This is a genomic window from Streptococcus sp. DTU_2020_1000888_1_SI_GRL_NUU_041A (assembly GCF_032387735.1).
GTDB lineage: Bacteria > Bacillota > Bacilli > Lactobacillales > Streptococcaceae > Streptococcus > Streptococcus sanguinis.
This window is the reverse complement of the sequence record NZ_CP135591.1, coordinates 700,930-719,899: the sequence shown is the minus strand read 5'-3', so window position 1 is coordinate 719,899 and position 18,970 is coordinate 700,930. Positions and strand designations below refer to the sequence as shown.

19 protein-coding genes are annotated in these 18,970 nt (G+C 40.4%); all 19 read right to left on the bottom strand.

The features are described from left to right. Positions 1-6: 6 nt before the first annotated feature. Entirely contained in the window at positions 7-1,830 is a 1,824-nt protein-coding gene (locus tag RSK81_RS03665; RefSeq protein WP_315686392.1) for an ATP-dependent Clp protease ATP-binding subunit, read from the bottom strand. Continuing rightward, positions 1,824-3,581 carry a type IA DNA topoisomerase gene (locus RSK81_RS03660; RefSeq protein ID WP_315687473.1) on the bottom strand — a complete coding sequence of 586 codons (1,758 nt, stop codon included), beginning with the start codon at positions 3,579-3,581 and terminating at the stop codon, positions 1,824-1,826. The genes RSK81_RS03665 and RSK81_RS03660 overlap by 7 nt, the downstream gene beginning before the upstream one ends. Positions 3,582-3,774: 193 nt before the next feature. Further along, positions 3,775-8,403 (bottom strand): PBECR4 domain-containing protein, encoded by a 4,629-nt coding sequence (locus RSK81_RS03655; RefSeq protein WP_315687472.1) that lies wholly within the window; start codon positions 8,401-8,403, stop codon positions 3,775-3,777. 18 nt (positions 8,404-8,421) lie between these two features. Further along, entirely contained in the window at positions 8,422-8,682 is a 261-nt protein-coding gene (locus RSK81_RS03650; RefSeq protein ID WP_136115662.1) for a hypothetical protein, read from the bottom strand. A gap of 109 nt (positions 8,683-8,791) precedes the next feature. Beyond that, complete coding sequence (mobP2, locus tag RSK81_RS03645; protein ID WP_410530916.1) at positions 8,792-11,158, bottom strand: MobP2 family relaxase; 2,367 nt, start codon at positions 11,156-11,158, stop codon at positions 8,792-8,794. A gap of 16 nt (positions 11,159-11,174) precedes the next feature. Then, positions 11,175-11,648: a hypothetical protein gene (locus RSK81_RS03640; protein ID WP_315686400.1), complete on the bottom strand. Its 474-nt coding sequence runs from the start codon at positions 11,646-11,648 to the stop codon at positions 11,175-11,177. A gap of 21 nt (positions 11,649-11,669) precedes the next feature. Next, positions 11,670-12,464, bottom strand: a complete 795-nt coding sequence (locus RSK81_RS03635) for a DNA/RNA non-specific endonuclease (RefSeq protein ID WP_315687468.1) — start codon at positions 12,462-12,464, stop codon at positions 11,670-11,672. Further along, a complete protein-coding gene (locus tag RSK81_RS03630; RefSeq protein WP_168955502.1) occupies positions 12,464-12,808 on the bottom strand; it encodes a hypothetical protein in 345 nt (114 codons plus the stop codon). Before RSK81_RS03630 ends, RSK81_RS03635 begins: the two co-directional genes overlap by 1 nt. Next, positions 12,801-13,139, bottom strand: coding sequence for a hypothetical protein (locus RSK81_RS03625; protein ID WP_315687466.1), 339 nt, complete (start codon positions 13,137-13,139; stop codon positions 12,801-12,803). Before RSK81_RS03625 ends, RSK81_RS03630 begins: the two co-directional genes overlap by 8 nt. A 409-nt stretch (positions 13,140-13,548) precedes the next feature. Further along, on the bottom strand, positions 13,549-13,824 hold the full coding sequence (locus RSK81_RS03620; protein ID WP_168955504.1) for a hypothetical protein: 276 nt from the start codon (positions 13,822-13,824) through the stop codon (positions 13,549-13,551). A gap of 127 nt (positions 13,825-13,951) precedes the next feature. Then, positions 13,952-14,965: a hypothetical protein gene (locus RSK81_RS03615; RefSeq protein ID WP_315687464.1), complete on the bottom strand. Its 1,014-nt coding sequence runs from the start codon at positions 14,963-14,965 to the stop codon at positions 13,952-13,954. Between the two features lie 16 nt (positions 14,966-14,981). Beyond that, positions 14,982-15,182: a hypothetical protein gene (locus tag RSK81_RS03610; protein WP_315687463.1), complete on the bottom strand. Its 201-nt coding sequence runs from the start codon at positions 15,180-15,182 to the stop codon at positions 14,982-14,984. 10 nt (positions 15,183-15,192) lie between these two features. After that, on the bottom strand, positions 15,193-15,420 hold the full coding sequence (locus RSK81_RS03605) for a hypothetical protein (protein ID WP_023916842.1): 228 nt from the start codon (positions 15,418-15,420) through the stop codon (positions 15,193-15,195). After that, on the bottom strand, positions 15,417-15,857 hold the full coding sequence (locus tag RSK81_RS03600; protein WP_060971013.1) for a thioredoxin domain-containing protein: 441 nt from the start codon (positions 15,855-15,857) through the stop codon (positions 15,417-15,419). Before RSK81_RS03600 ends, RSK81_RS03605 begins: the two co-directional genes overlap by 4 nt. After that, the gene (locus RSK81_RS03595; protein ID WP_315686409.1) at positions 15,854-16,270 is read right to left on the bottom strand and encodes a hypothetical protein; all 417 of its coding nucleotides are present in this window, start codon (positions 16,268-16,270) and stop codon (positions 15,854-15,856) included. The genes RSK81_RS03600 and RSK81_RS03595 overlap by 4 nt, the downstream gene beginning before the upstream one ends. Continuing rightward, positions 16,254-16,442, bottom strand: coding sequence for a hypothetical protein (locus tag RSK81_RS03590; RefSeq protein WP_315686410.1), 189 nt, complete (start codon positions 16,440-16,442; stop codon positions 16,254-16,256). The genes RSK81_RS03595 and RSK81_RS03590 overlap by 17 nt, the downstream gene beginning before the upstream one ends. A 13-nt stretch (positions 16,443-16,455) precedes the next feature. Continuing rightward, positions 16,456-16,656, bottom strand: a complete 201-nt coding sequence (locus RSK81_RS03585) for a hypothetical protein (RefSeq protein ID WP_008809739.1) — start codon at positions 16,654-16,656, stop codon at positions 16,456-16,458. A gap of 117 nt (positions 16,657-16,773) precedes the next feature. Further along, the gene (locus tag RSK81_RS03580) at positions 16,774-18,264 is read right to left on the bottom strand and encodes a primase C-terminal domain-containing protein (protein WP_105025994.1); all 1,491 of its coding nucleotides are present in this window, start codon (positions 18,262-18,264) and stop codon (positions 16,774-16,776) included. A gap of 33 nt (positions 18,265-18,297) precedes the next feature. Beyond that, positions 18,298-18,969 (bottom strand): DUF2786 domain-containing protein, encoded by a 672-nt coding sequence (locus tag RSK81_RS03575; protein ID WP_315687460.1) that lies wholly within the window; start codon positions 18,967-18,969, stop codon positions 18,298-18,300. Between the last annotated feature and the right edge of the window lies 1 nt (position 18,970).

Sequence of the window (18,970 nt, the reverse complement as noted above, 5' to 3'; positions counted from 1 at the left end):
TTTTTTTCAGCTGAAGAGAACTTCCAGGGGCTCTGTCACATCAAAATGAAGTTGGCGCTGATCGACACGGTGACTGCCATCTGGAGCCTCGCCCTCTACCCAAACATGGATATTGTAAGATTGAGTCGTTTTATTGAGGCCTAGGCTTTTAGCAGAAATAGGAGCCAAGACTTTCCGCTTAATCAAACGTTCCAGTGGACGGGCCCCATTTCTAACATCTGTTCCCACGTCAGATAAATAAGCAATCAAGCTAGAGTCATAGGATAGAGTGAGATTTTGGCGTTTCATCCGCAACGCAATCTCTGATAGATTTTTCTCCGCAATTTTTTCAATAACATCACTTTCCAGCAGATTGAAAATCAGTTTATTTTCAATACGATTTAGATATTCAGGTCGGAACTCTCTCTGGAGTACATTTTCCATACTGCGTTCAAACTGTTGGCGTTCCCGATCTGTCAGATTTTTAAAGTTGCCTTTCAGCTCCGCCTTATCAATGATTTTCTTCGCTCCAACGTTTGTCGTCATAATCACAATCGTATTTTTAAAACTCACAAGGCGGCCTGTGGCATCTGTCAGACGGCCATCATCTAAGACCTGCAAGAAGAGATCTAGCACCTCACCATCCGCCTTTTCAATTTCATCCAGCAATAGCACACAGTAAGGTTTCTGTTTGACTCCTTCAGTCAGCTGGCCCTTTGTCCTGGTTCCTCTATTACCAATCAGTTTGGCCACGTCTTCCTTTTGTTTGTATTCAGACATATCAAAGCGCAGCATGGCATCTTCATCATCAAAAAGTGCCTCCGCCACTGCTTTTGATAATTCAGTTTTTCCGACTCCTGTTGGGCCAAGAAAAAGGAAAGATGAAATTGGTTTATTTTCATCCTGAAGCCCTGCTTGAGCAATCGTAACAGCATCTACCACAGCGTCAATAGCTTCATCTTGGCCTTTGACCCGTTTCAATAGCTTTTCTTTAAAGCCAGCTAGGCGTTCATTATCACCTTTTAGAATGGTGGTAATCGGGATCCCCGTCTTATTTTTCAAGACCTGGGCAATTTCTTTTTCAGTGACCAGCTCTTTGTTTTCGGCTGAGGAAATAGTGGCAGCCTCGTCAATCAGATCAAAGGCCTTGTCAGGCAGGAAGCGGTCTGTAATATAACGAACTGAGAGCCTGACTGCCGTTTCTACGGCAGCTCGACTAATTTTGATGCGATGAAAGTCTTCATAGATTACCTTAGCTTGATCAATAATTGTGATCGCTTCAGGAATTGTCGGTTCTTCAACCATAACTTTTTGAACCCGCCGTTCCAAGGCTCGGTCTGTTTCCACGTAGTCGTGAAATTCGTCTAATGTGGTAGCCCCAATTAGCTGGAACTCCCCACGTGCTAGGGCTGGCTTGATAATATTTCCAGCGTCAAGAGACTCCCCGTTTTGGCTTCCCGCCCCAACAATGGTATGAAATTCATCAACGAAAAGAATATTTTGGCCCTTGGTAGCAATCATTTCTTGAATGATATTTTTAAATTTAGGAATAAAACCACCATCGTCATCGCTCATTAGACTGGAGAGCTCCAAAGAGCGGACTGTTAAGCCCTTCAGATCATCTGGCACCTGATCTCTTAAAATGGCTAAAGCAAGCCCTTCTACAATAGCAGTCTTCCCAACGCCCGCTTCTCCAACCAGAATTGGGTTATTTTTAGTGCGCCTGCGAAGAGAAGTAATGACGTTCTGGATTTCCTCATCTCGTCCGTAAACCTCATAATCTGCTTCTTTTTTAGCAATTTTAGCCGATAAGTTATCAGTGTATTTTTCCAAAAATGGAGTTTTCACCATGTATCAGCCCTCCCTTCTTTGGCCTGCTCAATTTGAATTGTTAATTTATCTTTAATTGCATTTACAAAATCACGGGGATTGATCGCTCCCTCGCCAATCTGGGAGAGAAAAAGTTCCCAGCCTCCTGTCGTTTCAGGATTGGAAAATTCATTATCCCATAGATAGTTAATCAGCAAGTACCCCTTATCTGTCGGAAAGAGCTGATCCGTTTTCTTATCCTTTTTCACGTAACCACGGGATTGAATTGTTTGAATAACTGCTCCACGTGTCGCTTGTGTTCCTAGACCATATTTAGGAAAGACTTGGCCAATCAGATGACTCTCCGTCAATCGTTTAGGCGGCTTTGTGACACCGTCTACAATCGTTATCTGGCAAGCTACTGAATCATCCACCCGATAATTTGGCAACTCTACATCTTTCTTGACAGGCAGATCACTCCATTCTATCCAGCCTGGATCTAAGGTTCGTTTGCCTTTTGTTTGAAAGACTTGCCCCTTATTTTCCAGCTGAACCGTTGTCGTTTGATACCGACAGTCAGCCGCAAACATCAAAATAGATCGTTTGACGACTGCCTCATAAATCAATCGTTCATCTGGAGAAAGGCTTAGGAGATTAGGGATATTCTCCGTTGGGATAAGGGCATAGTGGCTGCTTTTAGCCACTTTGGCAGGGTCTACATAAAAATCCCTAGGCTCTAAGAAAACAGGCTCAAAATGGCAATGAATAGTGTTCTGATAGCTGGATAGATACTGCCTTAAATAATTAAATTCATCTTCAGTAATAAACCGACAATCTGTCCGAGGATAGGACAAGTATTTTTTTAAGTACAGGCCTTCAACCAGCCTCTCCGTTTTCGTTGCTTCAAACTTCCAACGTCTAGCCGCATAGCTTTGTAAATCAGAAAGATTGAAGAGTGCTGGAGCAGGCTTTGCCTTCTCTTCCGCTTCAACTGAGGAAACGAAAGCTACATCAGCAAGGCTCCTGGAAAGCTCCAAAACTTCGTCGCTATCGGTAAATTTATCCTTATTAGTAAAGATTACCTCATTTTCTTTATCTTCAAGCTGAAGTTTCCAATAGGTTTGTTGGACAAAGTTTCGGATGGCCAGATCATTCTCGCAGATCAGACGAACGACTGGGGTTTGAACACGGCCAACTGATAAACTGTTTCCCTTTGCTTTAGGGAGCATTCCCTGTTTCTGAAGGTTTAGCGTGGCCATTGGAGATAAATTCATCCCTACCAGCCAATCACTTTGTGCTCTAGCTTCAGCTTCTAAATAGAAGCTGTAGGTTTCTTGAGGATCCCTCATATTCTGAAAGGCTCGCTGTAGAGCTCTTGTTGTCATGGAATTGACCCAGAGACGCTTTTTAATTTTCGCTTTACCTTCAGGAATATGAGATAAAATGGAATAAGCTATTCTCTCCCCTTCACGGTCAGCGTCCGTCCCTATAATCACTTCATCCGCAGCCGTCACCTCTTCATAAATCCGTTTAAACATTTCTTTAGAGGTAGGGTCTTTTTTGAGATATTGCTTGAAAGAGACATCGACCAAGGGGAGCTTGGCTAAATCCCAATTATCTTTTGGAAGGCCATATTCAAACAAGTGGCCTTCAGCGGATACAATATGCACTTCACCTAGAAGAAAGGGCGTTCGTTTGATAATATGCACTTTCTTTCTTGTTGTGAAGTTTCCTAACGCCTCCGCATAATCTAAGGCTTGACTTTCTTTTTCAGCCAGAATAACTGTCAGCATCTTTTTCTCCTTCCTTTGTTTTACTTCTTTAGTGTAAGGGATAATGAAAAAGCTTGCTCTAAGAGGACAAGTCGCTGCACTCAATCTTTTCCAGCTGAGAAAGTCACCTTTTTTATTGTTCACTAAGTTATATAACTTAGTGTGTATCTTCTTGAATAAGAAAAGGCGCTCCGCATAGGAAGCACCTTGACTGTTAAGGCTTCAGCCCTTTAGTTGGGCTTTTGGGAAAATTTGGCGATTGTCCTCTGTTTTTGGGAGGTTCATAAGGTTTTGTGTGGTGTTCAATATGCTTGACCATTTTTGAGACCGTCTGATGGATCCGTTTCATGGACTCTGCCAGCTGCTTATCATCCAACTGTGTTAGATTTTTTGTCCAGCCAGCCATGTAATCGATGGCTGCCTCACTCGTATCTAATCCAAAATGCTTCGATACCAGATGACTGGTCATTTCAGCTTCTAGCTCCTTGCGAGGAGTTGACACATCTTCCTTGTAATAAGCGGTAAATTTGGGATTATGGAGAGTAGCATGCGCCAACTCATGAATAGTTGTCGCAATTTGTTCTCCTGGTAAATTGTTAGGGTTCAGAAGAATTTTTTGTTGTCCTGGATAAAAGGCACCTTTAGCATTGCCTAGCTCATGAACCTCATCCCGTAACAGATGAACTCCTAAAGTCCCTGCATAATCACATAGACCATCTAATACCTCTTTCGTTTTTACCTGATCAGTATCAAACTGGTATTGACGGTTTGGCATAGCCTTTGGATAGCTCTCTGGTTTCAAGGTTGTTTGAGAAAGTTCAAACACCTTGTAAGTGGTGAACTTAGGCAGCCCTGTCTCTTGGTCTCTCTCCTGGAATTGAACCACCCTCAGTTTTCTTTCTTTTAGCAAAGCTTTCTCTTGTGGTGTCGCTTCTGAAATCTTCTTGAATTTCGGATTGCCTTTACTGTTCTTAACCTGGTTTCCCTGGTCATCCAGGACGGGGATCATTCTTGCCATGAGAGGACGGAACAGAGTAATCTGTGCCTTTTCACCCGATTTCACAGACAAGCCCTGGTGAACAACTTCTTTAGTCTCACCTGTCCGCTTATTGGTGTAGGTGTTTCTGGTCTCAATGACATCTTCAGGTCTAATTCCAAGCGTTTTTCCTAGCGCCTGCCACTGATTATAAGTCGCCACTGCATTGGCTCCTTGCCATTGGTCTTGGATTAGCGCTACGTTTCTTGGAGAGAGTTGAGGAAATTTACTCATAAAATCCATATACTCAGCCAAAGCTTCAGGAGAACGGGTAAACTCCCTGATTTTTTGAAAGGCTATTTCACTCAGTTCATGAGGTGTGACCTGGCTGTAATCAATTTCTCCTGGAGACTCTTTAGCTAGAGCCACTTCTTCAGCTTCTTTTTGATTATCTGCTAATATTTCATTCACCCGTTGATCCAGTTGACCCTTTGTTTCCTGCTTAGGAGAGCGAAATTCTCTTTCTTCAGAAAGGGAGGCTGTCAGATCTGTTTCTGGAGCAGTGAGTGAATTTTGAGGATTGTCAGCCTCTTGAGAAATTTCTTGATTAAGGGCCCGATTTTCCAGCTGAGAAAGGACATTCTCATCAATGTTAGCTAGTATCGGTTGACCTTTTAGACGACGATAGCCCAATCCTAACATTTGTGAAATTGGCTTAGTTTCATCACCAATATTATATCGAACCCCCTCTTTAATCACCTCACCCCCTGGAGCATAAATATCAAACTTGATTTTAGGAATATTAGTTTCATTATTGTTTGTGTTTTCTTGATTAGCCTTGTATAGCTCTCTAGAAAAGTCTTGATAAGAGACTAGGCTATGTTCTTCAAATGGTAAGTTAAGATTATTCACCTGTTCTTCTAACCACTGAAAACGTACATGATAATTATTATTATAAATATGTTCTAGGCGCCATTCTTGATAAAAACTAGAATTTTTATCAAGAAAACCTAATTCTTCTGCTTTGAGAACAATTGTATTAAAATCTCCTGAAGACATATCTGATAGCTCTATATATTTAGCCCAAGCTTCCTTAGCCTCTTCTGGTACAGTAACGCCGAGTTCTATAAAGTTGCCTATATTGCGTACGTCATCTAGTACTTGTGTGAAAATAGCTGCATCAATAGTTTTTTCAACTGGAGATAATGTGGGGGTTTGTTCTTGACTTGGTTCATTTAAAGAGGACAGTTGATTCTTTAGATTATCTAACATTTCTTTTCCACCATCAGCAATGAACTCTTCATTAATTGATAGCTGTTCAATTTGATTATCCCGCTCCCGATAAACACCAAGAATAACCTTTTCATCCAGCGATTTTACATTAGCTGCAAGCTCTCCCTTGAGTTTCATGAGAGAGGCAGGGATTTTTTCACCTTCAGCGCCTTTAAACAACAACAAGAAATCTTCATCTTTTGCTTTGATAGCTTCCCTCATGTTGAGATTGTGCAGTTTCTCAACACTGCTTAAATCATCCAAAACAAAGGACTGTGGCTCTAAAATATCCTGGAGCATCGGAAGCACCTGCAATTTATCTTTAATCGCATTACTGATCAGCATACTATCATAATGACCTTGACCAGCCGCAAAATCTTCTAAGAAGTCCGCTGCTCTCTTTCCTTCTTCAAATGGTCTAATACCTGAGAGATGAATAAAGTTTTCCTTTTGGAAACTCACCTGAAGAACATTTTCCTCTCCATGATCCGCATAAACAAAACTAATTCTACTTCCAGCTAGTTCATTTAAGTACCAGGATGCTGTACTTTGAATTGACGGCGCATATTGATTTATGCGCCTTAAATCAGCAGGTGTAATTGGGTGATAATTTCCTACTCGCCGTTGCACTTTATCATAATTTGTGCTAAAATGAAGGTAAGGATAGGATGATGTCGGGTGACTGGTAACAGTTTGCTCAAAGGTGCTTGTTTCAGGTACAGGTGTGGGACTGCCTTCAGCATTTAGCTGTAAAGACCCCGTGCCACCACTGGTCCTATCAATCAAGCGCTCCTGACTTTGTTCAGGGGCTTTTTTAACGTCTTTGACCGCCTCTTCTGAACTTCTGACATAAAGAACTGTTGCTTGTTCGTCAATATTATTAGGATAAACACTGATAATACTTTGACCGTTTACATATACATCAAAATCTCCGACCAAAGCACTGTCTATTGTCATCAATATATCAGTTGGGGTCCCTCTACCAACTTCAGCAAGTTCTTGTTCTAAAATCTTACGTTCAGTCTCTGATAGCTTTTGTTTTACAAAATCCAACAAACCCGAAACGCTATCAAAATCCTCTTGTAAATCTCCATTTTTTACTGAGTAGGTTTTGATTGGTTCTAAAACAGTAAGAGCTTGCCAAGGCTCAACAACTGGAACTTCATCTACTAATCCATTATTCTTAGCTAGAGTGATAAAAGAATCTACTGTTAAGTCTTTTCCTGCTCCATTTCTAAAGAAATTATTCCAAGCATCTGAAAAAACAGCAAACTCTTCATAATCTGAAAAAATAGCAAACTCTTCATAATCTAAGTCGTAATTTGGATCTATATACTGTCTGATAAAGTCATCCAACGGTTTATAATCAAATCCCTCAAGATCAATCTGTAAAGCTTCTAAACGCTGATCGTCACCCTGATAGATAGGCGGCCTACTAAGCACCTCTTCAACGCTGTATTTTTGCATAAGCTCCAATCCTTTGATGAAGTTTTCCTTATCAAAGGATTGATTAACACCTTCAGTCAAACGGCTATTCTCCGCCGTTTTCTCATTCTGGTTTTTCAAGGCATCATTCCAGTCAGCTTTATCTTGTCCTGACCTCAGTTCAGGCAAATCTACCGTAACTGCTGCTCCTTTAGCTTTCAGTTCCTCAATGAATGTTCTTCCTGCGGTGTCATTATCCACCGCAAGAGTAATCATATCAGAATGTTTCCCATCTGCAAAATACTGACTCTCAATCGCCGTTTGGAGACCCTTAGCTAGTTGTTCAGGCGTCCAATTTAGCGGACGGCCTGATAATTCTGATTGAAGCTGGGCCAGATGACGACCAATCGTAGCTTCTTTAAGACCATCCATAGATACAAGCCGAACGTCTTGTAAAGTATCCTTATTGATCTCATAATAGGACATTAAATCAATTGAGCTTTCAGTGAAGATGAGCCGATTAGGCTTTCCAATATCCACATGCAAGCCATCCATTCCATCAGAATTTCTGATAATATTTTTGGCAAAGCCACGACCCGGCCATTTATCCCGATTTTCTTCAATGCCTTGTAGGGTAGCTCCTGTAATTTCACCTGAAGAAGTCAAGGTTTTAAAAACAACCACAGGCTCCACGCTGTTATTCAGCATCGCATTAGCCTGGGCTAGAACACCTTTTTCTAAAAAGAAGTCAATCGTTTCATCAGAGAGACCACGATTTACTTTTAAATAATTTCTGGCTTCTACAAAGTCCTGCTCATACGGTTGAAGATGATAACGAAATGGCTCTTTTTCCCTCTCTACAGCGGTAAATTCTTTAAAGGTACCATCATTGAGATAGTCAATCGCTTGATTGAAATTGATCTCTCTAATAGTCTCTACAAGAGCAATCACATCCCCGCCTTGATGACGGGAAAACCAATTCCACTTGTTCTTATCAGGTGAAATCACCAGAGAGTCGTGTTCTTTCCAGCGATAGTCTTTCCCATCTCGTACCAATTCCATATTCAATTCATTAGCGACATCCAGAATATCTCTGGAACGAGCAATTTCTACCCTCTCTCGACGGCTGCGGCCACGATTTCCTTGAGGTTGATGTGTTTCTTCTGGCATAGTAGCTCCTTTCTTATATTAAAAAGGTTCACAAATTGGCTGGAAAGGTTCTTCTTCAGCCTCTAAAAACAGTTCTTTTGGCAGCTGAACAAGCTCCCCGATTGAAAGTTCTTCAAAATCCTTGGGATTGGCCTGATAATCAATCGTCATTTCAAGTTCGGCATTTTTACCTTGACCTTCAAAAAGGACTCGGTGAGTCTCACTATCCAGCGCTTTGACAAGCCAATCAGCTTCAAAGTCAAAGTCTTCTATTGTCACACTTGGAAAACATAACTTCATGATGTTTTCTCCTTTCTTTTGTTCTATTCTTTTAGTCTAAGTAATAATTTAAAAGCGTGCTCTAAATGGACAAGTCAATGTTAAAAAAGCCATTGGCACCCAATGACTTTTAACGACGATTTTCACGGCGTTCTTCCTGTTCTTCTCGCTCATCACTCCTAGCTCTTTCCATAAGGGCTTTTTGACTGCTCCTTTGAGCTTGTTTGAGAGAAGCTGTCAGATTTCTCATAAAGTTAGTATCAACCTTCAGGCTGCCCTGTGTTTGTTGGATGGTGCTGCGTCTGATTTGTTTTTGAGACTGGATTTGTTTTTGTACCGTCTGAAGAAGAGCCTCTTTTTGTCGCTCTTCTTCAGGTCGTAATTTACCATACAATTCTTTCAGTTTCGAAAACTCTTTTGCATTGAATTGTTTATAGGCTTTGATTTGAGCTTCATCCGTGGTTTGAGCTATCTTCTGATTGGTTTTATAAATCCCATGTTTCACCTGGAAAATGGAGATCTGTGTCTCCAACTCTTCCTTGTAATCCTGCTTGGAAATAGGATAACCTTTCAGCAACATTAGGATCCCCTCGTCCTGGAGTGGTTTCAACGATTCCAGCTCTGATTGTAGGTGTCGGATAGGAAGTTGGATAGTGCCCCTATCTGCTTTAGAAATAGGGAGATTGATGCTCTCTACAAACTGACGGCTCAGTGATTGTTTTAATTCCAATTCAGACTTAGACAAGCGATAGTTTGGTGTCAGCTGTAGTTCAACTAGCTTAAGTTCTGTAGCCAGCCTTTCTTGTTTTAACTTGAGAAACGGCTGGTCAGACCGTAAAGGCTGCACCTGGTGAAGCAATTTTTGACTGACTAGCAAGGCCTTTTGACGCTCTTCTAACTTACTTAATTTTAGAGCATAGCGAAAAGTTCCTAGCTCCTGCCTTTCTTTCTCCGTCTGATTTTCTTTCTTCTTGGCCGCATCAACAAGCTCCTGTAGTTCAGCTGAAGAAAAGAGAGACAATTCTTTCAAAGACAGCCTTTTAGTCAGGATATTTTCTTCCATCTGTTTGATGTCGTAAACATAACTCGTCTCAAAACTCATTTCTCCGATCCCGTTTCCGTTTTTATCATACTGTTCATAAACGGGCTTTATAATTTCAATCGGCTGCATCCCTTCCTTGGGACTGTAGCCTTTTTTCTCCCAGTCAGCTAAGGACTTTAAGTAGCTGGCTTCTGGAAACTGCTGGAGAATTCGATTTTGGTTGCCTTTGGAAAAATCTGGCAAATTTTTTTCCAGCTGAACGTCTTCAATCTGCAGGGCCACTTCTTTAAAAGAGCGTAGAATACGATTTCCTAGCCGTTCTCTTAATTCCAGTTCCCGTCGATGAAACATACCTTCTAAGTCATAGCCTTTGGCCTGCTTTTCTGATCGCACCGTTTGGCCATTTACCTTTCGGACACGTTCATACGTTTGTTTTTTTCCAGCTGAATAAGCACTATCATAAAGCCCCAAGAAGTTTCTGGTCTCTTCTACAAACTTCTGGTAAAGCTCTTTCCCTTCATTCTGCAAGTAAGAGTCAATATATTTATCCAGGAAAAATTTACTGACCGCAAAATCTTTAGCATTCGAGCCATAGCGCCAATTTTTTTGGAGCGGCAAATGATTATATGCCTGCTCCAGAAAATTTTTCTCAGCTGAAGAAGTTACCTGTTGATTATGAAAAACTTGGTCAACTAGATTGGCTTTTAGGTTCGCTAAAATCTGTTCTTTTCGGATGATACGGTTACGGGTCTGATCATTGAGCAACCCATGAAACACATCACTTTTCAGTTTTGAAATAGTCTTCTGCGAAAAGTTGCCTTTGTATTCCATCCGCCCTCTTGGTTGATAAAAGATTTTTTCACGGGCACTTTGAAGTTCAGACAAGCCAAAATGAACGTGAATATTCTCCGTATTCAAGTGAATGTTGGCCCACCAAAATGAAGAGTCTGACAAACCTTCTTTAGCAATCACTTTCGGCAAAGCATCTCTGATCACTGTTTTGATAGCTTGCTGGTCAACCTGCCCCGTCTCAATATCGTATAGGCCTTGTTGGGCCAAAAAGGCATTATCAAAAGAGATTACTCCCTGCCAAAGAAGGGAGCCGTTTTGATAAGCCGTTTCAAGATTTTCCTTTAGCTCATTGACCTTGCTTCTTTGAAGATAATTCGCATCTGCTGTAAAGATAGCAGTGAGCTCCTCTGTTTGATTTTCCGTCGCATAAGAACGATTCATATAACTCAGGTAGTCTCTAAAATTGAGATTGAGTTCAGGAACTGATGCCTGCATAGCCAAAACTTGTTCTTCAGTCAATCCTTCAATTTCTTGACGATGGGTTTCAAGTGCTAATTCTTGATCCTGTTTGACTGCTTCAGAACGGTTTGTGTAATCTACAAAACCACTATTGGCCTCCGTGTACTGCAACATAAATGTCACGGCTGGACTATTCATTTCCATAGGCATTTATAGCTCCTTAATGAGAATGTTTAATCGTTTGGCCCCTGGCCACATCTTCTTGAATGACATCATCAATTCTTGCCATTAGTTCATGCTGGTTAGGATCCATGCGTGAGTGAATAGACTCTAAATCTTGCACATCAAAATCTTGACCTTTCGTAACGGCATGAAAATTAGTCAGTTCCAAATACTGCAATCTATTGAGCTGATTTTTAACCACTTTCAAATCCTGCTCTATATTTTCCAGCTGGTTATTTTTGACCCCTTGAAGCTCAGCTAATCGTTGGATATAAGGTTGAGGACGGTCAATATCTAGGAACAGTTTATAGAAAGCATCCAAGGCTAATTGAATTGTTTCTGACTTATTCAATTCTGGCCCTTGTGGTGATCCCTGATCTTGTAAATAATCAATAATGGCTGTAAATTTTTCAGCGCCTTCATCTCCTAAGTAAAGGCTGAAACGACGGGTATTTGATTTTTTTCTTGGCATGAGTTCTCCTTTTTTGGTTCATCAAGAGGCAACTTTTTGAGAGTTTCCGGTTAAATAATTGAGTTCATATCCTGGCTGGATATTGAAAATATACACGTCAAAAGAGATGGTATCATCTTCTACACTTTGGGCCTCCAAGCGGATGCCCCGACACACCAATTCCACATTTTTAAAAATTGGTGTAACCCTGTAGCGGACATGATGACCTGTTTCTTTGATATAGTCTGAGATAAGATTTTCATAGTAGAGCATAGAAGATTTTTCATCTTCAAAGTTTGCATTCAGGGCCCGTGTCCCCGTGAATAGATTTTGCGGATTATCATTCTCACCACTCAACTGAAAAGCAATCAGGTGAGAACGATTATAGAGATAATCTGATTGGCCATTAAAATTGATTTTTTTATTTTTCCAACCTGTCGGTGTGACAGTTGAAATATCTTCTCTCTCTTTTTTAGGAAGTAGGTCTTGACCCAACATGGCTTCAGCCACTCCTACACGATTAAGAAAATCAAGATTGGAAAATTTTTTCCAGGTGCCCTGCTCTAAACTTAATTCTTCACTCGTAAATTGAGCTTTAGAATGCACTTCAATGACCTGACTTTTTCCATCATAGGTTCGTGATTTCAGTTCGCTATTTTTGGAGTGATAGGTGGATGAAATATCAGAATTTTTTTCTCCAGGTGAACCCGTGATATTGAGCTGACTTTTCAAATCATTTTGTGTAAAAGTTGAGACGACCGCTTGGAAATTTTGAGGCTGTACCAGAAGGATAGCTAAAAAAATTAGAGCGACAAAAGCAAATTTATTTTTCTTCATCAGTGATCACCTGCTCGTTCAGAAGTCACTGCTTTTTCATCATCCATAAAACGCAGCCAGTCAATCGTCAGCTGTTCCACCATTTCTTGTTTTGCACTATAGCCTGATAATTTGATTTCATTCTTCAGCAGCAACTCTAAAATCTGACTTTGTTGTTTTTTGATTTCAGCCAAAGTCTCCGCAAAACGATTCTCATATAAATCTAGTCCGTCGTTCATCACGACAGATTCACATTGAGAGAGCATAAATTCATTGAATGATGGATACTGATATTTGTCCGCTATCGTGTGCAGCTGCTCAAACGTATGATCTGGAATGTTTCTGATTTTGATTTCCTTAGTCATCTCTTTCCACCTCCCCCTCGTATTCCAACCAGCGAGAAATATGATCAGCGTAGCGGGCCATTTTCGTTTCAAAATCTCGTAAAATGTCGGACTGTTTTTCTGTCAAAAGCAAAACATGGTCAGACGTCAATTTGATATTTTCAAGATGGGCGACATACAAATCTTCTGCCCGATTAAATTTCCCTTTTTCGATTTTTTCATGGCACATCCTCAGCAAAAATTCATTAAATGATTTTGCCTTAGTATCTTTTGCAAGAGCTTTTAGATAATTCACCTCTTGTTGTGAAAGTCCTCGGATTTTAATTTCAACAGTTTGATTTTTGGTCGGCATTTCATTTCTCCTTTCTTCAAAAAAATGAGCGCCCTTCTTTTTTCTTTTTACGAGGAAAAAGCAAAAAGAAGCAAAAAAGAAAACCCAAACCTCGCAACGTCACGAACCGAAACGGTTCTACTTTTGCGGTTTTTCGGCACACCAGCACCCACCTGCAAGGCTAAGGCCTTTTAGGGTCTTGGTGCTTGAAAAGAGCATAAGGGAAACTGTCCCCACGTCCCGTGTGGAGTTGATAGTATCAACGTTTCCTTTGTCCCCAATTTTCTCGGCTACGCCTACCTAAGCACACTGCTCTAACACACCTATACTTACTCTTATTTCTAATCAGCATACTTTCAGCCACTGAACTTTTAAGAGCAAAATCAGGTTATTTAGTGCTCATTCAGCTGGAGAAAATCGGTCTGTTTTTTTAAGAAACCTGTTCACTTTCTTCAGTAGCTTTTTGAGCAGCCTGACGACGTTCTTTTTCTTCTTCTTTGAGAAGAGCGAGTTCTGTTTTTAGGTCATCATGAATTTGTTCATACGACAAATTTTTATCTTTTTTGAGCTGCACCTGGACGTACAATTTACCAATATTTTTTTGAAGCTTTTCTTCTGCTTCTTTACGAACTGACTCTAAAGCAGCAACTTTTTTCTTTGCTTCTTCCAATTCTAAATCAATTTTTTTAAGATCTTTTTTTGCCATCTTATAGCCTCCTTTTTAAAATTAAAATCAGTATAAGGGATAAAAATTTTTTGTGCTGTAAAGGGACAAGTCACCGCAAAAAGAAAACTCCCCAATCTATGATTAGGGAGAAAAAGTTCATGAAGGATTAGTTCATTTCGATGGTTTCAATCGGATTAGAAAATTCAAATGTCCCATCTTTCACGGCTGCTTTTTTCTTGTTCAAGGTCTCAATCTTACCTTTTAGTTTTTCGATATTCTCTGTAGCTGTTTCAATCGAACGGTTCTTTGTTTCGATGTTACTATCAATGACAGAAATATCTTTTTGGTTGGCTTCCAGGTCATCACCTGTAAGATATTTTGCTTCAGTATTCAATCCGTCTTTGCGAGACTCATCATCTTCAATAGAGGTTTTCAACTTAGAAATAGACTCATTCAATTTTTTGATTTGTCCTTCCTGATAGCTGATTTCAGCCTCGATTTCAGTCAGTGTAAACTCTTCACGAGACACCGCATCGATTGTCTTTTGTTTGAGATTTTTATTTTGAGTTGTTACAAAGAATTGGACTGTTCTTTCTGCTTCCTCCTCTTTCGGGGACAAGGATTTTGAAGTGGAACTATCGTCACTTGATGGCGATGTAATGTCAATATCAACTGAACTAGTTGAGACAGTTGTATTGATGACATCAATCGCAAAAGCGCCAAAATCTTCAGGTACTCCACGGATAATCACTGAGATTTTATTATCTACGATTGGAACAACTTCCATGCTCGTTTTAGCTGATTTATTTTGTGAATAAAGCTTCCATTTTAGACGCTTTGCATCAATTCCACGGTCAACGGATGAGGTCGCATCCCTGGTCTCAAACTGAAGAACAATGATGCCTGTTGTAGGAGAATAGGTCTGACTGGTCAGCTTAATTTCTCCCGTTCCATTGACAAATGTTTGCTTAGTTTTGAGCTGATCATCTGTGTAAATTTGACGTTCTGGAGAATAGAGTGCTCCTGCCAAAAGACTGATCCAGGCCACAAATAAAACGGAAAAAATGACTAATTTTCGTTTGATTACATTCTCCTGAAACCAATTTTTCACGGCCAGAAATGGTTTGACAACGGAGCTGGATTTTACTTTTTCCATCCAGCGTTTAAGTGTTTCTATCATGTCTAACAAATCCTTTCTAATTTTCTTTTCCCCACTTCACCTGACTATTAGGCCAGAACATTTTCAACAACATCATCAAGACGACAGACGCTCTCATTTGCTTTTTCTCATTCTCATATTTATCTCTGATTGTCACAGAACAAATAGGAAGAAACCAAGCGCATAGCAAGCCAGCCAAGATAATAAAATGACTGATAAAGTTCAATAAGCTATTCATGGAAAACCTCCTAGATACAAGACATTTTTTCCGGTGCAAGTTCGAGAGTCAGCCATAGGGCTTCACTCTCTGAGACATAAGTAAGACGCCCGCCATCGTCATGGAAACAGTGAAGATAGTAAGGCTTTTCTCCAATATGTCGGCCTAAAGCAACCATACCTTCAGGCGTCTTAGCACGCCACAATTCATTGTCAAAACGAAACAAAGCTTCCGTCTTTTTGCTTACCTTTTTAGTCATTTCATTGCCTCCTTAATAGCAGACTCATCAGCCTTGATTTTGCCTTTACTGTCCTTAGTCGCATAGAGAGAAAGCTGCTGTTTTCCATCTCTCAGTGTAACAATCGTCGCCGCTTTTTTTACCTGGTATTTCTTTACCAAGACCTGGCCTTTTTCCGACTCAACATTGATATAAAAAGTCGGATAAGCACTCTTTTCAGCAGCAGAAATAACCGCTTGTTTTCCTGCCTGGCAATAGGGACAGCCTGACTTGTAAAAGACCAGGTTTGCATTCTGATCAACTACCGCAGCCGTATATTCGTTTTGGGTCAGATGGCTGTCATAATCTTTGAAAACAACCTCTTGCCAAACTGTCTTTACTCCAATAGCAGCAAAACTCAAAAGCATGATAAAAAGAACAATGCCAAAACCCAATTTGATTGCTTTCAAATCTTTCATAGAGAGTCCTCCTTGTCCAGAAAATCAAAGAGATTGCCCTGGATCACTTGGAGTTTAGCCAGCCGTTTCATGTCTTGCTTTAGCTCCTGAAAGCTGGTCATAATCTTATTCAAAACAAGCGGATCAAAATCATCATAAATCGCCACAATCGGCAACATAGGCAGATGATCTTTTTTCTCACTTTGGAGAAATTCATTGACCTGTCTTTCAGCTACAATGACCCCATCAACTCGTACCAAAGCTGGTAAACTTGTGATAGTTTCTCCATTTTGATAAAAGGTCAGGGCTACATCTCCAGGAGCAATCGTTTCAAAGTCTGCATCACTGTCAGACACTTTGAAGTAATAAGCTGAGGGCTCTTGTCCTAGTCCTGTCAGATAAGTCCCTCGTACAATCTTAAACTTTTTTGTCATCTTCCCTCTCCTCCTCATCATCAAACCTAAATATCACCATTTTATTTCTTGATGACATCTCCATTGCAATTTCTTTCCATTCTCGCTTGGTCTTTGTCGTTTTCCATAATGGAATAATATCAAACAGATAAAGTCTTCCAGTATAAAAAACATCATCTTCATTTTTCACCATTAAAACCTCCCTTCTAACAAACCTTATGAAATCTAAATGGAGCCTGATAGTAATTCGGATACTGAATAATTCTCTTTGTCCTCGTTACTGGTACGGGCTTGTGATACCATTTTTGAAGATATTGAGAAGCCATCCCCTGAGTCTCAAAAACTAGAAGGTTCTTCTTCTCATCACGCAGATAATCTCCAATCTCAAAACTAAAAATAGCAATCATTTGACTTCCTCACTTTCTTGATCTTCCAAGTTCTTGACTAGCTAGTTTTTCCCCCGCCTCTGAATTGCCTCACAGTATCCTAGATATAATGTAAAGGCACTTGACGGGTTTTATTTTTTATCCAATGTCAAGCTCAAATAAAGAGAGTTGTGATACTTGTTTAAGGTCATTTTTAACTCCTTCTATCACTCGCCGAGTGAGACTCAAGCTTTCTTCAAAGAAAGCAGCAATATAACCAACATACGCTTCCTGGCGTTCCTTTTTCACCTGGAGAAGGGACAGGAAGATAGCCTTGACGGAAGCAATACGGATCCCGCCGCCACGGCCAGATTTAATCGTGAAGAAGATCTTCTGATCTGCCTTTAGTGCTTTCAGTACTCTGTCTAAAGAGCGTTCAGGGATACTGAGAGCTTCTCTCAGCGCCTTTTTCGTTGTCTGAATAAATGGATCTTCTGACTGGTAAAAGTCCTCTAAATAGGCCATCACATCGGCTTTCCATTCATACAGATGACTGTTCTTGCGATCAGCCCGCTTCTTCTTGAATTTGTACCACCGCTGCTTGGTAAAGAGATCCGCAGCCTTCAAATCCTTATTGACCCAGGCCCGACACAGCAGCATGATATAATCTCTGCTGGCTGCCTCATATTTGCCTGAATAAGCACTGGCAATAATCTTTAAGAGTTCGCTTGTAGTGACTGGTTCGTCCAGTCGTAGGCTAAATTCGTTTAACACGACCTCACAATCGCCTTGTGAGACACCGCTGGAGAAATTAGCCAAGGCTAAAGTGAACAATACAGAATTTCGACCCATTAAGTCCTTAGTACCTTTGATGTTTGACTCATTCATCAACATCTTATACCAGGGCTCATCGGTCTGTTTTGCCCCTTCTGTTCCTGAAATAACCGTTAGGTTCGGTTTCTTACTTGGGAAAGGCAAGTCTGATTGTTTCATCGACCAATTCAGCCACTCCTGGAAAGAATAGGTGTACTCTTCGTCAAAGAATTCGATATTATCTGTACGGGGTATTCTGCAAATACCAAAGTGATTACAGGTCATATCAACAGGTAAAGTCTGACCAAAGTAACTTCTCAAGTTTTGAGAGATCGCCTTGGCCACCTTTACCACCTTGAACTGTGAATGGGCGGTCACATAGGCTGGCTCAGACAGAACAAAGTAAGCCTGGTATCCTTTATCTGACTTTAGAATTAACGTTGGCATGAAGCCTAAATCAAGAGCAGCCGTCAGGATGTCTCCTGATGTCATTACATCATCTGAGGACAGGTCAAAATCAATCACAAAGGTATTGATCTGACGCAAGTTCTCTTCAGCATGGCCACGTGTAATTTGTCGTCGGCTGTCACTGTATGATCCGAAGCGATAAACGTTCGGCGTCCAGTGAGTGAAGCCATCTTGATTTTCTTTAATAGCTTCCATTGAGGTTAGAACAAGTCCACGGGCCTTGATCATGTGAGCTTTGGAACGGTAAGTGAATATAGCTCCTCGCTTACCTTCCTCAACTGAAGAAACAGGTTTCAAATGACTGTTTCTAAATTTATAATTCCTTAATCCATCTTTGAGAATTAAAGGATAGATTGTATTCAAATTCATATTGAAATATTCCTAATTTTTTCCATTACTGAGCTAGCTGTTTAACAATTCATCAGTCATTAGCTTTGTTTCTTTTGCATGTTCAAGTCCTACAGAATAAGCTTCCATGTCTACTTTTTGAATTGGAATTTTGGTAGATCTCTCATTGAGTTTTCCCATTCGTTTATACTGTTCTTCCAATACTTCAGCAGGAACTTGAACCATCAAAGCAAATTCTTCTGAGGATTGAGTTTGTTTCTCAAAACGCTCATTCAACCCTGTAAGAAATCCAAACAAGTAAGACTTCTTGTAGTCTTTCCAGCGAGCTTTTGTAATTGTAGGGAAGAGACGTTTTAATCGATATTCCAGATATAAAACAGCACCTTCATAAACTTTGGTGCAAAATTCAGCATCACTATCATAGCCAAAGAAAATCATTTTCGTAATTCCTTCATCAACTTTCCTTTGTCTAATGACTTTACACCTGAAGTTTGCACCAAGAATACCAGCCAATTTCTCTTTCCACCAAACCATTCTATATTCTGAGGCTGCAACAGTCTCTCCAATATTATTCTTGTGGATCTTTTGAATATCACTCATGGCTAAATTGTGTTTTACCATCAACTTCTGGGCCATGAGAAGCGCTGACTGCCCTTCTTCATCATTTGGAGCGTCATAGGCTAATTCAAGCAAATTTTGAACTTTTAGAATGATTTTATCACTCATT